General features: G+C 70.6%; 14 protein-coding genes and 1 pseudogene. 9 read left to right on the top strand and 6 right to left on the bottom strand.

Features of this window, described 5'->3' with window-relative positions:
- The first annotated feature begins 43 nt into the window (after nucleotides 1–43).
- The 4 genes from secD (at nucleotide 44) to JKV81_RS11170 (ending at nucleotide 6,343) form a co-directional block, all read left to right on the top strand.
- Nucleotides 44–1,798 (top strand): protein translocase subunit SecD, encoded by a 1,755-nt coding sequence (gene secD, locus JKV81_RS11185; protein ID WP_129261375.1) that lies wholly within the window; start codon nucleotides 44–46, stop codon nucleotides 1,796–1,798.
- A 1-nt stretch (nucleotide 1,799) separates the two neighbouring features.
- A complete protein-coding gene (secF, locus tag JKV81_RS11180) occupies nucleotides 1,800–2,915 on the top strand; it encodes a protein translocase subunit SecF (RefSeq protein WP_129261373.1) in 1,116 nt (371 codons plus the stop codon).
- Nucleotides 2,912–3,469: an adenine phosphoribosyltransferase gene (locus tag JKV81_RS11175; RefSeq protein ID WP_129261371.1), complete on the top strand. Its 558-nt coding sequence runs from the start codon at nucleotides 2,912–2,914 to the stop codon at nucleotides 3,467–3,469. Before secF ends, JKV81_RS11175 begins: the two co-directional genes overlap by 4 nt.
- Before the next feature lie 168 nt (nucleotides 3,470–3,637).
- Nucleotides 3,638–6,343, top strand: coding sequence for a RelA/SpoT family protein (locus tag JKV81_RS11170; RefSeq protein ID WP_202075584.1), 2,706 nt, complete (start codon nucleotides 3,638–3,640; stop codon nucleotides 6,341–6,343).
- A 47-nt stretch (nucleotides 6,344–6,390) separates the two neighbouring features.
- Here JKV81_RS11170 and JKV81_RS11165 read toward each other — a convergent pair whose 3' ends face one another.
- From JKV81_RS11165 to JKV81_RS11155, 3 genes are all read right to left on the bottom strand, one after another.
- Nucleotides 6,391–6,993, bottom strand: coding sequence for an ALF repeat-containing protein (locus JKV81_RS11165; protein ID WP_129261367.1), 603 nt, complete (start codon nucleotides 6,991–6,993; stop codon nucleotides 6,391–6,393).
- 235 nt (nucleotides 6,994–7,228) lie between these two features.
- Entirely contained in the window at nucleotides 7,229–8,458 is a 1,230-nt protein-coding gene (locus JKV81_RS11160) for a DUF349 domain-containing protein (RefSeq protein WP_099176847.1), read from the bottom strand.
- A 189-nt stretch (nucleotides 8,459–8,647) separates the two neighbouring features.
- The gene (locus JKV81_RS11155) at nucleotides 8,648–9,436 is read right to left on the bottom strand and encodes a peptidylprolyl isomerase (RefSeq protein ID WP_202075583.1); all 789 of its coding nucleotides are present in this window, start codon (nucleotides 9,434–9,436) and stop codon (nucleotides 8,648–8,650) included.
- A 148-nt stretch (nucleotides 9,437–9,584) separates the two neighbouring features.
- Here JKV81_RS11155 and JKV81_RS11150 point away from each other — a divergent pair, with 148 nt between their 5' ends.
- Together JKV81_RS11150 and hisS are read left to right on the top strand one after the other, a co-directional pair.
- On the top strand, nucleotides 9,585–10,271 hold the full coding sequence (locus tag JKV81_RS11150; RefSeq protein WP_129261363.1) for an MBL fold metallo-hydrolase: 687 nt from the start codon (nucleotides 9,585–9,587) through the stop codon (nucleotides 10,269–10,271).
- 15 nt (nucleotides 10,272–10,286) lie between these two features.
- Nucleotides 10,287–11,549 (top strand): histidine--tRNA ligase, encoded by a 1,263-nt coding sequence (hisS, locus tag JKV81_RS11145; protein ID WP_202075582.1) that lies wholly within the window; start codon nucleotides 10,287–10,289, stop codon nucleotides 11,547–11,549.
- Nucleotides 11,550–11,609: 60 nt separating this feature from the next.
- On the opposite strand, the gene JKV81_RS11140 is transcribed toward hisS, so the two are convergent.
- Together JKV81_RS11140 and JKV81_RS11135 are read right to left on the bottom strand one after the other, a co-directional pair.
- Complete coding sequence (locus tag JKV81_RS11140; protein ID WP_129261359.1) at nucleotides 11,610–12,467, bottom strand: ABC transporter permease; 858 nt, start codon at nucleotides 12,465–12,467, stop codon at nucleotides 11,610–11,612.
- Nucleotides 12,464–13,261: pseudogene (locus JKV81_RS11135) on the bottom strand (ABC transporter ATP-binding protein); the annotation flags it as partial. The gene JKV81_RS11140 and the pseudogene JKV81_RS11135, both read right to left, overlap by 4 nt.
- A 195-nt stretch (nucleotides 13,262–13,456) precedes the next feature.
- Here JKV81_RS11135 and JKV81_RS11130 point away from each other — a divergent pair.
- Together JKV81_RS11130 and JKV81_RS11125 are read left to right on the top strand one after the other, a co-directional pair.
- Nucleotides 13,457–14,092, top strand: coding sequence for a vitamin K epoxide reductase family protein (locus JKV81_RS11130; RefSeq protein ID WP_124279733.1), 636 nt, complete (start codon nucleotides 13,457–13,459; stop codon nucleotides 14,090–14,092).
- Nucleotides 14,093–14,134: 42 nt separating this feature from the next.
- Entirely contained in the window at nucleotides 14,135–15,508 is a 1,374-nt protein-coding gene (locus tag JKV81_RS11125) for a replication-associated recombination protein A (RefSeq protein WP_124279734.1), read from the top strand.
- A gap of 10 nt (nucleotides 15,509–15,518) precedes the next feature.
- Here the strand turns inward: JKV81_RS11125 and JKV81_RS11120 are convergent, their stop codons facing one another.
- Complete coding sequence (locus JKV81_RS11120; RefSeq protein ID WP_202075581.1) at nucleotides 15,519–16,220, bottom strand: DUF2470 domain-containing protein; 702 nt, start codon at nucleotides 16,218–16,220, stop codon at nucleotides 15,519–15,521.
- 188 nt (nucleotides 16,221–16,408) lie between these two features.
- Here JKV81_RS11120 and rpsD point away from each other — a divergent pair, with 188 nt between their 5' ends.
- Nucleotides 16,409–17,023, top strand: coding sequence for a 30S ribosomal protein S4 (rpsD, locus tag JKV81_RS11115; protein WP_031097728.1), 615 nt, complete (start codon nucleotides 16,409–16,411; stop codon nucleotides 17,021–17,023).
- The last annotated feature ends 1 nt before the right edge of the window (nucleotide 17,024 follow it).

Raw genomic sequence — 17,024 nt, 5'->3', positions numbered from 1 at the left:
CGCGTACCCGGCGCGGGGCGGTTGGACAGGGAGAAACGAAAAGGTGGCAGCACCGAAGAAAGGCCGGGGTTCATCCGGTGGACAGGGCAGGCCGGGCCGTGCCCTGGCACTGATCCTGATCGCCATGGTCGCCCTGACCGGCGGGATGTTCCTGTCCGGTCACACCACGCCCCGGCTCGGTATCGACCTGGCCGGCGGCACATCGATCACGCTCAAGGCGAAGAGCCAGCCCGGCAAGCCTGACGCGATCAACGAGACCAACATGAACACCGCGGTCAGCATCATCGAACGCCGTGTCAATGGTCTGGGTGTCTCCGAGGCCGAGGTTCAGACCCAGGGCGCATCGAACATCATCGTCAACATCCCCAAGGGGACGAATTCGAAGCAGGCCCGGGAGCAGGTCGGCACGACCGCGCAGCTCTACTTCCGGCCCGTCCTCACGGTCACCGGCGGCCAGCCGACCCCGGAAGGCTCCGCCAGCCCGTCCGCGAGCGGTTCCGGGAAGCCGAGCGCCACGCCCAGTGCGAAGGCGAGCGACCCGGAGACGGCCTCCGACCCGAAGTCGACGCCCTCGGCGAGCGCCACCACGCAGGGCCGTGCCGTCACCGACGCCCTGAAGCAGGACGCGACGCCGACCCCGTCCGCGAGCACCTCCGGCGGCTCGGACGCCCCCGCGGCGACCGAGACGCCCGACGCCGCCACCGCGGCGCTGGAGAAGAAGTTCACGGCGCTGGACTGCACCGACAAGAAGGCCCGCGCCGCCGCCGGTGACGGCGTCAAGCCCACGGACCCCACGGTCGCGTGCAGCTCCGAGGGCGACGCCAAGTACCTCCTCGGCCCGGCCGAGGTCTCCGGTACGGACGTCGACGACGCCAAGGCCCAGTTCGACCAGCAGCGCGGCATCTGGCTCGTCTCCATGGAGTTCACCGACAAGGGCTCCAAGAAGTTCCAGACGATCACCAAGAAGCTGTCGGCGCAGCAGTCCCCGCAGAACCAGTTCGCGATCTCCCTCGACGGTGAGGTCGTCTCCGCCCCCCAGGTGAACGAGACGCTCAGCGGCAGCGCCGAGATCTCGGGCAGCTTCACCCAGCAGTCGGCGGAGGACCTGGCCAACGTCCTCTCCTACGGCGCCCTGCCGCTGTCCTTCAGCGAGGACACCGTCACCACCGTCACCGCCGCCCTCGGCGGCGAGCAGCTGGAGGCCGGCCTCATCGCCGGTGCCATCGGACTGGCCCTGGTCGTCATCTACCTGGTGGCCTACTACCGGGGCCTGGCGTTCATCGCGCTCCTGAGCCTCCTGGTCTCCGGCATCCTGACCTACACGATCATGGCGCTCCTCGGCCCGGCCATCGGCTTCGCGCTGAACCTCCCGGCCGTCTGCGGTGCCATCGTGGCGATCGGAATCACGGCGGACTCGTTCATCGTGTACTTCGAACGCATCCGGGACGAGATCCGCGAGGGCCGTACGCTCCGTCCGGCCGTCGAGCGCGCCTGGCCCCGGGCCCGGCGCACCATCCTCGTCTCCGACTTCGTGTCCTTCCTCGCCGCGGCCGTGCTCTTCCTCGTCACCGTCGGCAAGGTCCAGGGCTTCGCGTTCACGCTCGGTCTCACGACCCTGCTCGACGTCGTCGTGGTGTTCCTCTTCACCAAGCCCGTCATGACGCTGATGGCCCGTACGAAGTTCTTCGCCAGCGGCAACCCGTGGTCCGGCCTGGACCCGACCCGGCTCGGCGCCAAGCCGCCGCTGCGCCGCTCGCGCCGCGTCAACGCCCGTACCGACCACCCGAAGGAGGCGTGAGATGTCGCGACTCGGCAATCTCGGCGCCCGGCTCTACCGTGGCGAGGTCGGTTACGACTTCATCGGCAAGCGCAAGATCTGGTACGGCGTCTCGATCCTGATCACCATCACGGCCATCCTCGGCCTGGCGGTCAGCGGCCTGAACATGGGCATCGAGTTCAAGGGCGGTGCCGTCTTCACGACCGACACCAAGGCCAAGGTGTCCGTCACCCAGGCCCACGAGGACGCGGTCGCGGCCTCCGGCCACGAGGCGATCGTCCAGGAGCTCGGCAACGGCGGACTCCGGATCCAGATCACCGAGGTCGACACCGCGAAGGCCGACCAGATCAAGGCCCAGCTCTCCGAGGACCTCGGCATCCCCGAGGCGGAGATCAACGCGGACCTCGTCGGCCCCAGCTGGGGTGAGCAGATCGCCAACAAGGCCTGGGCCGGCCTCGGGATCTTCATGGTCCTCGTGGTGGTCTACCTGGCCATCGCCTTCGAGTGGCGGATGGCCGTCGCCGCGCTCGTCGCGCTGATCCACGACATCACCATCACCGTCGGCGTCTACGCCCTCGTCGGCTTCGAGGTCACCCCCGGCACCGTGATCGGTCTGCTGACCATCCTGGGTTACTCCCTCTACGACACGGTCGTCGTCTTCGACAGCCTCAAGGAGGGCACGAAGGGGATCACCAAGCAGACCCGCTGGACCTACAGCGAGATCGCCAACCGCTCCATCAACGGCACGCTGGTGCGCTCCATCAACACCACCGTCGTCGCCCTGCTGCCGGTCGCGGGTCTGCTGTTCATCGGTGGCGGCGTCCTCGGCGCGGGCATGCTGAACGACATCTCGCTGTCGCTCTTCGTCGGCCTCGCCGCCGGTGCGTACTCCTCGATCTTCATCGCCACCCCGCTGGTCGCCGACCTCAAGGAGCGCGAGCCGCAGATAAAGGCACTGAAGAAGCGGATCCTCGCCAAGCGCGCCGCCGCCGCGGCCAAGGGCGAGTCCGTCGAGGACGAGCGTGACGACCGGGCCCCCGAGCCGGAGGGCCAGGACGAGGACGACGCCCGGACCGCCGTCGTCGGCCCGCGCCGGCAGCCCGGGGGCCACGGCCGGAGCCCGAGGAACCGTCGATGACCAGCACGAGTGTCACCGACGCCACCCGGGAGCTCCTGCTCGGCCGGATCCGTGACGTACCGGACTATCCGAAGCCCGGGGTGCTGTTCAAGGACATCACCCCGCTGCTCGCGGACCCGGTCGCGTTCACGGCGCTGACCGACTTCTTCGTGGAGCTGTGCGTTCGGCACGGCGCCACCAAGATCGTCGGCCTCGAGGCGCGCGGCTTCATCCTGGCCGCGCCCGTCGCGGTCCGGTCCGGGATCGGGTTCGTACCGGTGCGCAAGGCCGGGAAGCTGCCCGGCGCCACACTGGGGCAGTCGTACGAGCTGGAGTACGGCACGGCGGAGATCGAGATCCACGCCGAGGACCTGTCCGCCGACGACCGGGTCATGGTCATCGACGACGTCCTGGCCACCGGCGGCACCGCCGAGGCCTCGCTGGAGCTCATCCGGCGGGCCGGGGCCCAGGTCGCGGGGGTGTCGGTGCTCATGGAGCTCGGCTTCCTCTCCGGCCGCGCGCGGCTGGAGGCGGGGCTGCGCGACGCCCCGCTGGAGGCGCTCATCACCCTCTGACCTGCACCGCGCCGCCACGGCGCGGGTAGGGACGTGCAGGACGGGTACCCGGGAACATCCGGGTACCCGTTCCGCGTTGTGAGGGGTTCCACACTCCCCGGGCGAGGACCCGCCCGGAGGTCGATACCATTGGCTTTCCGGTAGCCCGGATCCGCACGAGGAGCGCTCTTGCCAGACGAGGCCCAGCCAGTCGCCGCCCCGCAGCCCGAAAGGCCCGCGGCGGCCTCCGCCACGCCCGGGAAGGCGCAGCCCGACGGAGCGGGCACGCCAGGACCCGCGGGCGGGGACACGCAGGGCCCGGCCGAGGCACCGGCCCACCGGACGCCCGCCGCACCGGCGAAGCCGACCCCGCCCCCGGGGACGAAGCCGGCACCGCCCGGCGCGAAGGCCGCGCCGTCCTCCGGGACCAGGCCCGCGGCACCCGGCTCCGGGTCCCCGGCGACGCCTGCCTCCGACACCCCGGCACCCACGCCCCCGGCACCGGCCGCCGCGAAGCCCCCGGCACCGGCTCCCGCCGCGAAGCCCCCGGCCCGGCCCGCCGCCACCCCGCCGGCCGCCCCCACGCGCTCCGGCGGCTCCTCCAACCGGGTCAGGGCCCGCCTCGCCCGACTGGGCGTACAGCGCTCCAGTCCGTACAACCCGGTCCTGGAACCCCTCCTGCGTACGGTCCGCGGCAACGACCCGAAGATCGAGTCCGCCACGCTGCGCCAGATCGAGAAGGCCTACCAGGTCGCCGAGCGCTGGCACCGCGGCCAGAAGCGCAAGAGCGGTGACCCCTACATCACCCACCCGCTCGCCGTCACCACGATCCTCGCCGAGCTCGGCATGGACCCGGCGACGCTGATGGCCGGGCTGCTGCACGACACCGTCGAGGACACCGAGTACGGCCTGGACACCCTCCGCAAGGACTTCGGCGACCAGGTCGCGCTGCTCGTCGACGGCGTCACCAAGCTGGACAAGGTCAAGTTCGGCGAGGCCGCCCAGGCGGAGACCGTACGCAAGATGGTCGTCGCCATGGCCAAGGACCCCCGGGTCCTGGTCATCAAGCTCGCCGACCGGCTGCACAACATGCGCACCATGCGCTACCTCAAGCGGGAGAAGCAGGAGAAGAAGGCCCGCGAGACGCTGGAGATCTACGCCCCGCTGGCGCACCGGCTGGGCATGAACACCATCAAGTGGGAGCTGGAGGACCTCGCCTTCGCGATCCTCTACCCCAAGATGTACGACGAGATCGTCCGTCTCGTCGCCGAGCGCGCGCCCAAGCGTGACGAGTACCTCGCCATAGTGACCGACGAGGTCCAGGCCGACCTGCGCGCCGCCCGGATCAAGGCCACCGTCACCGGCCGGCCGAAGCACTACTACAGCGTCTACCAGAAGATGATCGTGCGAGGCCGTGACTTCGCCGAGATCTACGACCTGGTGGGCATCCGCGTCCTCGTCGACACCGTCCGCGACTGCTACGCGGCGCTCGGCACCGTCCACGCCCGGTGGAATCCGGTGCCGGGGCGGTTCAAGGACTACATCGCGATGCCCAAGTTCAACATGTACCAGTCGCTGCACACCACGGTGATCGGCCCCAGCGGCAAGCCGGTCGAGCTTCAGATCCGTACGTTCGACATGCACCGCCGCGCGGAGTACGGCATCGCCGCGCACTGGAAGTACAAGCAGGAGGCCGTCGCGGGCGCCTCCAAGGTCCGCACCGACATCCCGAAGAACACGGGCGGCGGGCGCGGCCAGGACACCGTCAACGACATGGCGTGGCTGCGCCAGCTCCTGGACTGGCAGAAGGAGACCGAGGACCCCAGCGAGTTCCTGGAGTCGCTGCGCTTCGACCTGTCCCGCAACGAGGTCTTCGTCTTCACGCCGAAGGGCGACGTGATAGCGCTGCCCGCCGGCGCGACGCCGGTCGACTTCGCGTACGCCGTCCACACGGAGGTCGGCCACCGGACCATAGGGGCACGGGTCAACGGGCGGCTCGTACCGCTGGAGTCGACGCTCGACAACGGTGACCTGGTGGAGGTCTTCACCTCCAAGGCGGCCGGGGCGGGGCCCTCCCGCGACTGGCTGCAGTTCGTCAAGTCGCCCCGGGCGCGCAACAAGATCCGCGCCTGGTTCTCCAAGGAGCGGCGCGACGAGGCGATCGAGCAGGGCAAGGACGCCATCGCGCGGGCCATGCGCAAGCAGAACCTGCCGATCCAGCGGATCCTGACCGGCGACTCCCTGGTCACCCTCGCCCACGAGATGCGCTACCCCGACATCTCGTCGCTGTACGCGGCGATCGGCGAGGGCCATGTCGCGGCGGCCGGTGTCGTCCAGAAGCTCGTCCAGGCGCTCGGCGGCGAGGACGCGGCCAACGAGGACCTGGCGGAGAGCTCGCCGCCCTCGCACGGCCGCAACAAGCGCCGGGCCAAGGCGGACCCGGGCGTGGTCGTCAAGGGCGTCGAGGACGTCTGGGTGAAGCTGGCCCGCTGCTGTACGCCCGTACCCGGCGACCCGATCATCGGATTCGTCACCCGGGGCAGCGGGGTCTCCGTGCACCGCGCGGACTGCGTCAACGTCGACTCGCTCTCGCAGCAGCCGGAGCGGATCCTCGACGTCGAGTGGGCCCCCACCCAGTCCTCGGTCTTCCTCGTCGCCATCCAGGTCGAGGCGCTGGACCGCTCGCGGCTGCTCTCGGACGTCACCCGCGTCCTGTCCGACCAGCACGTCAACATCCTGTCGGCGGCCGTGCAGACCTCCCGGGACCGGGTGGCCACCTCCCGCTTCACCTTCGAGATGGGCGACCCCAAGCACCTGGGACACGTCCTGAAGGCCGTACGCGGCGTGGAGGGCGTCTACGACGTCTACCGGGTCACCTCGGCGCGCCGCCCGTAGGAACGGAGCCGGAGCCCGCCCCGAGGGGACGAGGCTCCGGCGTCCGGCTACGCGTCCACCTCGTACTGGCCGTACTCCAGGAAGTACCGGATCTCCTCCGGCGTCCCGTCGATGACCTCCTGGACCGCCGCGCGCAGCGCGTCGCTGATGCCGGGGCGGGCGAGGATACGGAAGAGGGCCACCCGGTCGTCCTCGGCCTGGGCGAGCCGGTAGCCGGTCTCCAGCCACTGCCGCACGTCCTCGGGGGTGCCGCTGTCGAGGAGCTCGTTGACCTCGCGGATGACCCGCTTGCCGGAGTCCGGGTCGGCGAGGATGCGGAAGAGGGCGACCTGGTCGTCCTCGGCCTGGGCGAGGCGGTAGCCGGTCTCCAGCCACTGCCGCATCTCTTCGGGCGTGCCGTTGTCCAGGAGCTCGTTGGCCTCGCGGATCACCCTCTTCCCGCTGTCCTCGTCCGCCAGGATCCGCAGGATCGCGATCCGGAGGTCGTCGTCGGACAGCTCGCTCACCGCCGTGCCGGCCCCGTCGGACGGTGCCGCCTGCGCGGTGGCCGGCGCCGTTCCAGGACCGGCCGCGAAGGCCGGGCCGGTGAGGAGGAGCGCCGGGGCGAGGGCGGTGGCCGCGACGGTCAGGGCGGCACGGGTGAGTCTCATCTGTGGACCTGCCTCAAGGACGTAGGGACATCTCGGCGGAACACCGGCAGCGGCACCCGCTCACCGGCCACGTGATCATCGCTCCCCGCCCCGCCCCGGGTCACTGCACGGTTCCGGCAGTCCTCACGGCTCCTTGGCTGCCGCCCGGCACGCGAAAGGGGCTTCCGTACGCGTCACGTACGAAAGCCCCTCGTGCGGACCGGGGGAGACCCGGCCCGGCGAGCCTCGGCCCGCCTCAGCCGCCGAACTCCTCCAGGCCCTTGAGCGCCTGGTCCAGCAGCGCCTGCCGGCCTTCGAGCTCACGCGAGAGCTTGTCGGCCCGGGCGTTGTTGCCCGAGGCACGGGCCGTGTCGATCTGCGTACGCAGCTTGTCGACGGCCGCCTGGAGCTGACCGGTCAGACCCGCCGCGCGTGCCCGCGCCTCCGGGTTCGTCCGGCGCCACTCCGACTCCTCGGCCTCCTGGAGCGCGCGCTCCACCGCCTGCACCCGGCCCTCGACCTTCGGGCGGGCGTCACGCGGGACGTGGCCGATGGCCTCCCAGCGCTCGTTGATCGACCGGAACGCGGCCCTGGCCGCCTTCAGGTCCGTCACCGGGACGAGCTTCTCGGCCTCGGCGGCGAGCTCCTCCTTGAGCTTGAGGTTCTCGCCCTGCTCCGCGTCCCGCTCGGCGAAGACACCGCTGCGGGCCGCGAAGAACACGTCCTGGGCACCGCGGAAGCGGTTCCACAGCTCGTCCTCGGACTCGCGCTGGGCGCGGCCCGCGGCCTTCCACTCGGTCATCAGGTCGCGGTAACGCGCGGCCGTCGCACCCCAGTCGGTCGAGCCGGAGAGCGACTCGGCCTCGGCGACCAGCCTCTCCTTGACCTTGCGGGCCTCCTCGCGCTGGGCGTCCAGCGCCGCGAAGTGGGCCTTGCGCCGCTTGGAGAAGGCGGAACGGGCATGCGAGAAGCGGTGCCACAGCTCGTCGTCGGACTTGCGGTCCAGACGGGGCAGCCCCTTCCACGTGTCGACGAGCGCCCTCAGCCGCTCGCCCGCCGACCGCCACTGCTCGCTCTGCGCCAGCTCCTCGGCCTCGACGACGAGCGCCTCCTTGGCCTGACGGGCCTCGTCGGTCTGCTTCGCCTTCTGGGCCTTGCGCTCCTCACGGCGGGAGTCGACCGTCGCGACGAGCGTGTCCAGCCGCTTGCCGAGCGCGGCGAGATCGCCGACGGCGTGGTGTTCGTCGACCTGCTGACGCAGGTGCTCGATCGCCGCCGTGGCGTCCTTCGCCGACAGGTCGGTGGTCTTCACCCGCCGCTCGAGGAGGCCGATCTCGACCACCAGGCCCTCGTACTTGCGCTCGAAATAGGCCAGAGCCTCCTCGGGGGAACCGGCCTGCCACGATCCGACGACCTGCTCGCCCTCGGCTGTACGCACGTACACGGTGCCCGTCTCGTCGACACGGCCCCACGGGTCGCTGCTCACAGCGCCTCCTCCACCTGATGCATCGAGGGGGTTCGCCCCCCGTGCATCGTCCACAGTTTCCTGGGGCGGGCAGCGCCCGCCCTGCACAACGCCAATCTAGGCGACCGGCCACCCGGCTGTCCGCACTCAGCGCGGCTGAAATTCTCCGGTGCGCTCCAGGGACGCCACGCCGGGTGGCCGTGCGTACGGTCAGGCCTTGTCGACCGTCGCCTTCTCGACCGTGACGGTCTTCTTCGGGGCACCGTCGCCCGCCCCATCGGCGACGCCCGCCGCGGCGACCTTCTTGACGGCCTTCAGACCCGCGTCGTCCATGGTCCCGAACGGCGTGTAGCTGGGCGGCAGTTTGGTGTCCTTGTAGACCAGGAAGAACTGGCTGCCGCCGGTGCCCGGCTGGCCGGTGTTCGCCATCGCGACGGTGCCCGCCGGGTACGTCACCGAACCGTCGTCGCCCGCCTTGCCCAGCGCCGTCAGATTCTCGTCCGGGATCGTGTAGCCGGGGCCGCCCGTGCCGTCGCCCTTCGGGTCACCGCACTGGAGCACGAAGATACCCTCCGTGGTCAGCCGGTGGCACTTCGTGTCGTCGAAGTACCCCTTGTCCGCGAGGGCCTTGAAGGAGTTCGTGGTGTGCGGGGTCTTCGCCGCGTCCATCGCGATGCCGATGTCACCCTGGCTCGTCTTGAGCGACATCGTGTACGTGGCCTTCTTGTCGATCTCCATCGCGGGCTCGGGAGCGCTGCTCTCACTCTCCGAGGGCGACGCCGACGGGTCGGGGCTCGCGGCCGCCTCCGTCGAGCTCTTCGCGTCGTCGCCGCCGAGCGAGACGTACGCGCCCACGCCGATGACCGCCACCACGGCCACCGACGACGCGATGATCACCGTGAGACGCCTGGTCCTCCGGCGCGCTTCCTCCCGGCGCTGCTGCTGCCGCTCGAACTTCTCCCGGGCGAGCTGCCGCCGCCGCTGATCGCTGCTGACCACCGGATGGTCTCCTTGTACGTCGTGTGATCGGTCCTGGAATGCCCGTACGGTATATGGGTTAGCTGTGGAATGAGGAGCGCCGGTAGTCTCTGAACGGCCGCATTCCTCCTCCGCGGCCCTCCTCGTCGGACGAACACTAAGGACGAACGTGCTCATTGCCGGGTTCCCCGCCGGGGCCTGGGGGACCAATTGCTATCTGGTCGCCCCCGCCGCCGGTGAGGAGTGCGTGATCATCGACCCGGGCCACCAGGCGGCCCAGGGCGTCGAGGAAGCACTGAAGAAGCATCGGCTCAAGCCCGTCGCCGTCGTCCTCACCCATGGCCACATCGACCACGTCGCCTCCGTCGTCCCTGTGTGCGGTGCCCACGACGTCCCCGCCTGGATCCACCCCGACGACCGCTTCATGATGAGCGACCCGGAGAAGGCCCTCGGCCGCTCCATCGGGATGCCGCTGATGGGCGAGCTGACCATCGGCGAGCCGGACGACGTCAAGGAGCTGGCCGACGGCGCCCGGCTGGAGCTGGCGGGCCTGGAGTTCGGCGTCGCGCACGCGCCCGGCCATACGAAGGGGTCGGTGACGTTCAGGATGCCCGAGGCCGCGGATGTCCCGCCGGTCCTCTTCTCGGGCGACCTGCTCTTCGCCGGCTCCGTCGGACGCACCGACCTGCCCGGCGGCGACCACGCCGAGCTGCTCGAGTCGCTGGCCCGCGTGTGCCTGCCGCTCGACGACTCGACCGTGGTGCTGTCCGGCCATGGCCCCCAGACGACCATCGGCCGCGAGCGCGCCTCCAACCCGTACCTGAACGGTCCGGCCGCGCCCCGCCGAGGAATGTGACGAGAGAGAAACACCGTGAGCACCTTCCAGGCCCCCAAGGGCACCTACGACCTGATCCCGCCGGACTCCGCGAAGTACCTCGCGGTGCGTGAGGCGATCTCCGCACCCCTGAAGAACTCCGGCTACGGCTACATCGAGACGCCCGGCTTCGAGGACGTCGCCCTGTTCGCGCGCGGTGTCGGTGAGTCCACCGACATCGTGTCCAAGGAGATGTACGCCTTCGAGACCAAGGGCGGCGACAAGCTCGCGCTGCGCCCCGAGGGCACCGCGTCCGTGCTGCGCGCCGCCCTGGAGGCCAACCTCCACAAGGCCGGCAACCTCCCCGTCAAGCTCTGGTACTCCGGTTCGTACTACCGCTACGAGCGTCCGCAGAAGGGCCGTTACAGGCACTTCTCACAGGTCGGCGCGGAAGCCATCGGCACCGAGGACCCGGCGCTGGACGCCGAGCTGATCATCCTCGCCGACCAGGCCTACCGCTCCCTCGGCCTCCGGCAGTTCCGCATCCTGCTGAACTCGCTGGGCGACAAGGAGTGCCGCCCGGTCTACCGCGAGGCGCTCCAGACGTTCCTGCGCGACCTCGACCTCGACGAGGAGACCCGCCGCCGCATCGAGATCAACCCGCTCCGGGTCCTCGACGACAAGCGGCCCGACGTCCAGAAGCAGCTCACCGGCGCCCCGATGCTGCGCGACTTCCTCTGCGACGGCTGCAAGGCGTACCACGAGGAGGTCCGCGACCTGCTGACGGCGGCCGGTGTGGTGTACGAGGACGACGAGAAGCTGGTCCGCGGCCTCGACTACTACACCCGTACGACCTTCGAGTTCGTCCACGACGGTCTGGGCTCCCAGTCCGCGGTGGGCGGCGGCGGCCGGTACGACGGGCTGTCCGAGATGATCGGCGGTCCCGCACTGCCGTCCGTCGGCTGGGCGCTCGGTGTGGACCGTACGGTGCTCGCCCTGGAGGCGGAGGGCATCGAGGTCGACGTCCCCGCCACCACCAGCGTGTACGCCGTACCGCTCGGCGACGAGGCGCGGCGGGTGCTCTTCGGCCTGGTCACCGAGTTGCGGAAGGCCGGGGTCGCGACGGACTTCGCGTTCGGCGGCCGGGGCCTCAAGGGCGCGATGAAGAGCGCGAACCGCTCCGGTGCCCGCTTCACGATCGTGGCCGGCGAGCGTGACCTCGCCGAGGGCGCGGTCCAGCTCAAGGACATGGAGTCCGGCGAGCAGGAGCCCGTCGCGCTCGACGCCCTCGTGGCCACGGTGCGGGCCAGACTGGCCTGACCCACCCCGCGTCCCACCGCCTTGTGCCCGCCCGGTCCGTCCGGGCGGGCACACGCGCGTTCAGCGCCGGCCGTGCCACCGGAAGGTGAGCAGGCACAGGACCAGACCGCCCAGGCACCAGGCCGCCAGCACCAGGGCGGTCCTGCCCGGTTCCCAGGAGCCCGCCTGCTCGATGACGGCTGCGGAGTCGGGCAGGAAGACCGAGCGGAATCCCTGGCACATCCACTTCAGCGGGAACAGCGCCCCGATGCCGGCCAGCCAGCCCGGCAGGTCGCCGATCGGGATGTAGACGCCGGAGATGAACTGCAGGACGAGGAAGGGCAGGACGACCACCGAGCTCGCGCTCCGGCCCGTCCTCGGCAGGCTGCTGATCGCGATGCCCAGCAGCGCGCACCCGGTGATGCCGAGCAGGAAGACCCAGCCGAAGGTCAGCCAGCGGGTGAGGTCCGAAGGCAGGGAGACGCCGAACGCCACCGTGCCGATCAGCAGCAGCACGGCCGCCTCCATGAGGCAGGTCACCAGGACCAGCCACACCTTGCCGAGGAAGTAGGCGGCCACCGGCATCGGTGTGCCGCGCAGCCGGCGCAGCACCTTCTCGTCCCGTTCGATCGCTATCGAGATGCCGAGCGACTGGAAACTCGTCGACATGACGCCCGCGGCGAGCATCGAGGCGACGTACAGCTGGGAGGCGGTGATGCCCGCGCCCTCGACGTCGTCGCTGAAGATCGACGCGAAGAGCGTCAGGAACACCACGGGGAAGGCGAACGTGAAGAGAACCTGGTCCCGTTGGCGGAAGAACTGCTTCAGCTCCAGCGCTCCCCGCCGCAGGCCCAGCCGCCAGGCTCCGGGGAGTACGGCCTCGCCCGCGTCCGGCGTGGTGCCGGTCGCGGCCGCCGGGGTGGTGTCCGCCTCGCTCATCGGTCCGCCCCCTGCCCGGTGAGCTCCAGGTAGACGTCCTCCAGGGTCGGGCGGCCGACCCGCAGCCCGGGTATCTCCCCGTCGAACCGGGCGATCAGGCCCGCGACGGTGCGGGTCGGGGTGGCGGTGCGCTCCGAGCGGGCGGTGCCGTCGGGCTCCGTCCAGGTGACGGTGGCCTCATGGCCGAACCGCTCGCGCAGCGCGGCCGGTTCGCCCTCGGCGACGATGCGGCCCGCCGTGATGACGGCCAGCCGGTCGGCCAGCGCCTCGGCCTCCTCCAGATAGTGCGTGGTGAGCACGATCGTCGTCCCCTCGCGGGCGAGGAGCCGTACGACCTCCCAGAACCGCCGCCGGGCCGCCGGGTCGAAACCCGTCGTCGGCTCGTCCAGGAGCAGGAGTTCGGGGGAGCCGATCACCCCAAGCGCCACGTCCAGCCTGCGCCGCTGGCCGCCGGACAGCTCCTTGATCCGGGAGCCGGCCTTCTCGTCCAGACCGACCAGGGAGATGACGTCCCGCGGGTCCCTCGGCTTCGGGTAGTACCGCGCGAAGTGCTCCACCGTCTCCCGTACCGTCAACTCGGCGGGAGCCGATTCATCCTGCCAGACGATGCCGATCCGGGAGCGCCACCGGCGGTCGGCGGTCGCCGGATCGGCCCCGAGCACACGCACCGTGCCGCCGTCGCGCCCGCGGTGCCCCTGGAGGATCTCCACCGTGGTGCTCTTCCCCGCGCCGTTCGGCCCGAGCAGCCCGAACACCTCCCCGGGGCGGATCCGCAGGTCGAGACCGTCCACCGCTGTCAGGTCCCCGTAGCGCTTGCGCAGTCCCCGTACGTCGACCGCCAGTTCTGTCATGCGAAGGAGGATCCCCCGGAGCCCGTTCCTCCGCCCCTCGTTTGGGCACACCTTTATGTTCATCGAACGGATGGCCGTCTCGGCGGTGCGGCACAATGGCCCGTGCCCGGCTGGCTACTCAGTGATGGAAACGGCGATATGACGATGGCAGCGGTAGACCACCCCTCCTCCCGGCAGGACGAGGACAACGGCGCGAAGACCTACGGCGGGAGCCGCGCGCTCGCACTGCTGCTGGTGATCACCGGCGCGGCCGGGCTGCTCGCCGCCTGGGTGATCACGATCGACAAGTTCAAGCTGCTGGAGGACCCGAGCTTCACCCCGGGCTGCAGCCTGAACCCGGTGGTCGCGTGCGGCAACATCATGAAGAGCGAGCAGGCGTCCGCCTTCGGCTTCCCGAACCCGATGCTCGGCATCGCCACCTACTCGGTGGTCATCGGCATCGGCATGGCGCTCCTCGCCGGTGCGCGCTTCCGCGCCTGGTACTGGCTGGGGCTCAACGCGGGCACCCTGTTCGGCGTGGGCTTCTGCACCTGGCTCCAGTACCAGTCGCTGTACAACATCAACTCGCTCTGCCTCTGGTGCTGCCTGGCCTGGGTCGCCACGATCTTCATGTTCTGCTACGTCACCACGCACAACATCAAGCACGGCATCCTGCCCGCCCCCGCCTGGCTGCGGAACACCCTCACCGAGTTCCACTGGGTGCCGCCGGTCCTCTGGATCGGGATCATCGGCATGCTGATCCTGACCCGCTGGTGGGACTTCTGGACCAGCTGACGCCGGGAGGCCTTGTCAGTGGGGTGACATAGGCTTCTCGACGTGGAGCCCGACCTCTTTACCGCAGCAGCCGAAGACCGCCAGGAGAAGGACCCGTCCAGCAGCCCCCTCGCTGTCCGGATGCGTCCTCGTACGCTGGACGAGGTCGTCGGCCAGCAGCATCTGCTCAAGCAGGGCTCACCGCTGCGCCGCCTCGTCGGCGAGGCCGGCGGAGGACCCGCGGGCCCCTCGTCGGTGATCCTCTGGGGCCCGCCGGGCACCGGGAAGACGACCCTCGCGTACGTGGTCAGCAAGGCCACCAACAAGCGCTTCGTGGAGCTCTCGGCGATCACCGCGGGCGTCAAGGAGGTCCGGGCCGTCATCGAGGGCGCGCGCCGCGCCACCGGCGGCTTCGGCAAGGAGACCGTCCTCTTCCTCGACGAGATCCACCGCTTCTCCAAGGCCCAGCAGGACTCCCTGCTCCCCGCCGTCGAGAACCGCTGGGTCACGCTGATCGCGGCCACCACGGAGAATCCGTACTTCTCGATCATCTCCCCGCTGCTGTCGCGCTCGCTGCTCCTCACCCTGGAGCCGCTCACCGACGAGGACCTGCGCGCGCTCCTGCGCCGGGCCCTGACCGACGAGCGCGGCCTGGGCGGTGCGGTCACGCTGCCCGAGGCGGCCGAGTCGCACCTGCTGCGGATCGCCGGCGGCGACGCCCGGCGCGCGCTGACCGCGCTGGAGGCGGCCGCGGGAGCGGCCCTCGCCAAGCACGAGCCGGAGATCACGCTGGAGACGCTGGAGGAGACCGTCGACCGCGCCGCCGTGAAGTACGACCGCGACGGCGACCAGCACTACGACGTGGCGAGCGCCCTGATCAAGTCGATCCGCGGCTCCGACGTGGACGCGGCCCTGCACTACCTGGCCCGGATGATCGAGGCGGGGGAGGACCCGCGCTTCATCGCCCGCCGGCTGATGATCTCCGCCAGCGAGGACATCGGGCTCGCCGATCCGACGGCGCTGCCCACGGCGGTGGCGGCCGCCCAGGCCGTCGCCATGATCGGCTTCCCGGAGGCGGCGCTCACCCTCAGCCACGCCACGATCGCGCTGGCGCTCGCCCCCAAGTCCAACGCGGCGACCCTGGCGATCTCCGCCGCGCAGGACGACGTGCGCCGGGGCCTCGCGGGCCCGGTCCCGGCCCATCTGCGCGACGGCCACTACAAGGGCGCCGCCAAGCTGGGCCACGCCCAGGGCTATGTCTACCCGCACGACGTGCCCGGCGGCATCGCCGCCCAGGAGTACGCCCCGGACGCCGTCCGCGGCAGGCGTTACTACGAACCCACGCGGTACGGCGCGGAGGCGCGCTACGCCGATGTGGCCGACCGGGTCCGTGAGCGGCTCGGCCGCGGGGAGCAGGGCGGCCCGGCGTCCTCGTGACGGCATCCCCTCAGCAGGACGCCGCTTCGAAGAGGGTGTGCATCGCGCGGCGCAGCTCGGTGATGTCGCGTACGGGTTCGGGAAACTCGAACCGGGCGTCGAAGCAGGCACCCGGGCCCTCGACGAACCGCACCCGGAGACCGAAGCGGTCGAGCGCGACCGGCACGGCGTCGAGGCCGTGATCCTCGCAGCCGCACTCGGACCGGTCGCCGAGCAGCGCGGAGAGGGTGGCCATCTGCTCGCCGTGGGCGGCGTGCAGATGCTGGAGCAGCTCGGCCTCGTGCGTGACGAGCGGGTCGGCGACCGCGTCCCGGAAGGCCTCCGGATCCACCTCCTCGAAGCCCCACAGGTCGTCGACCGACGCCTCCCCGGTCTCCAGCCGGAGCATCATCCGGCCCGGCTGCGCGAGCCCCGGCACGGCGGTGAGCCAGCCGGCGATCCGGGCACGGCCGCGGATGCGGTGCGGGACGGAGACCGGAGCGACGTCCGTGATCTCCAGCACGGCGGTGAGCTCGTCGCCCTGGGCGCGCGTCGCGGCCCGTACGACCGGGGAATCCACGGGGAAACCCAGGAACAGATCCCCCTCGGGCCCGATGCTCCTGCTGTCCGGCATCAGCTGGTCCGGGTGGATGACCGACAGCCCCGGTACGAGCAGCACCGCGGAGCAGGTACTCTGTACGAGAGTTCGTGTGCGCTCGGCTGCTGACGGCATCCGAGTGTTTTCAAGCCCGCTGGGACGCGGCTGACCACGATCAGATCGGCCTTCCGTCGTAGCAGCACCTTCTGGTGTGCTGCCGCTGTCTGTGCTGTCCGTGACGTGTGTGGTGTTCCCAGGGCGAGACATGCGATCTCCTTGAGTAAGGTAAGCCTAACCTAACCCACAACGGAGGTCTGGAGAACGTGCCTAACCAGTCGCGTCCCAAGGTCAAGAAGTCGCGTGCCCTCGGCATCGCCCTGACGCCGAAGGCTGTCAAGTACTTCGAAGCCCGCCCCTACCCGCCGGGCGAGCACGGCCGTGGCCGCAAGCAGAACTCGGACTACAAGGTCCGTCTGCTCGAGAAGCAGCGTCTGCGTGCGCAGTACGACATCAGCGAGCGCCAGATGGCGCGCGCCTACGACCGCGCCCGTAAGGCCGAGGGCAAGACGGGCGAGGCGCTGGTCGTCGAGCTCGAGCGCCGTCTCGACGCCCTGGTCCTGCGTTCGGGCATCGCCCGCACCATCTACCAGGCCCGCCAGATGGTCGTCCACGGCCACATCGAGGTCAACGGTGGCAAGGTCGACAAGCCGTCGTTCCGCGTGCGCCCCGACGACGTCGTGCAGGTCCGCGAGCGCAGCCGCACCAAGGTCCCCTTCCAGGTCGCCCGTGAGGGTGGCTACGACACGGACGGCGAGACCCCGCGCTACCTCCAGGTGAACCTGAAGGCCCTGGCCTTCCGCCTGGACCGTGACCCGAACCGCAAGGAAATCCCGGTCATCTGCGACGAGCAGCTCGTCGTCGAGTACTACGCCCGCTGAT

Source organism: Streptomyces silvae, assembly GCF_016745505.1.
Taxonomy (GTDB): domain Bacteria; phylum Actinomycetota; class Actinomycetes; order Streptomycetales; family Streptomycetaceae; genus Streptomyces; species Streptomyces silvae.
Note: the sequence above shows the minus strand (reverse complement) of the source record. Positions and strands in the feature narration are given on the sequence as shown.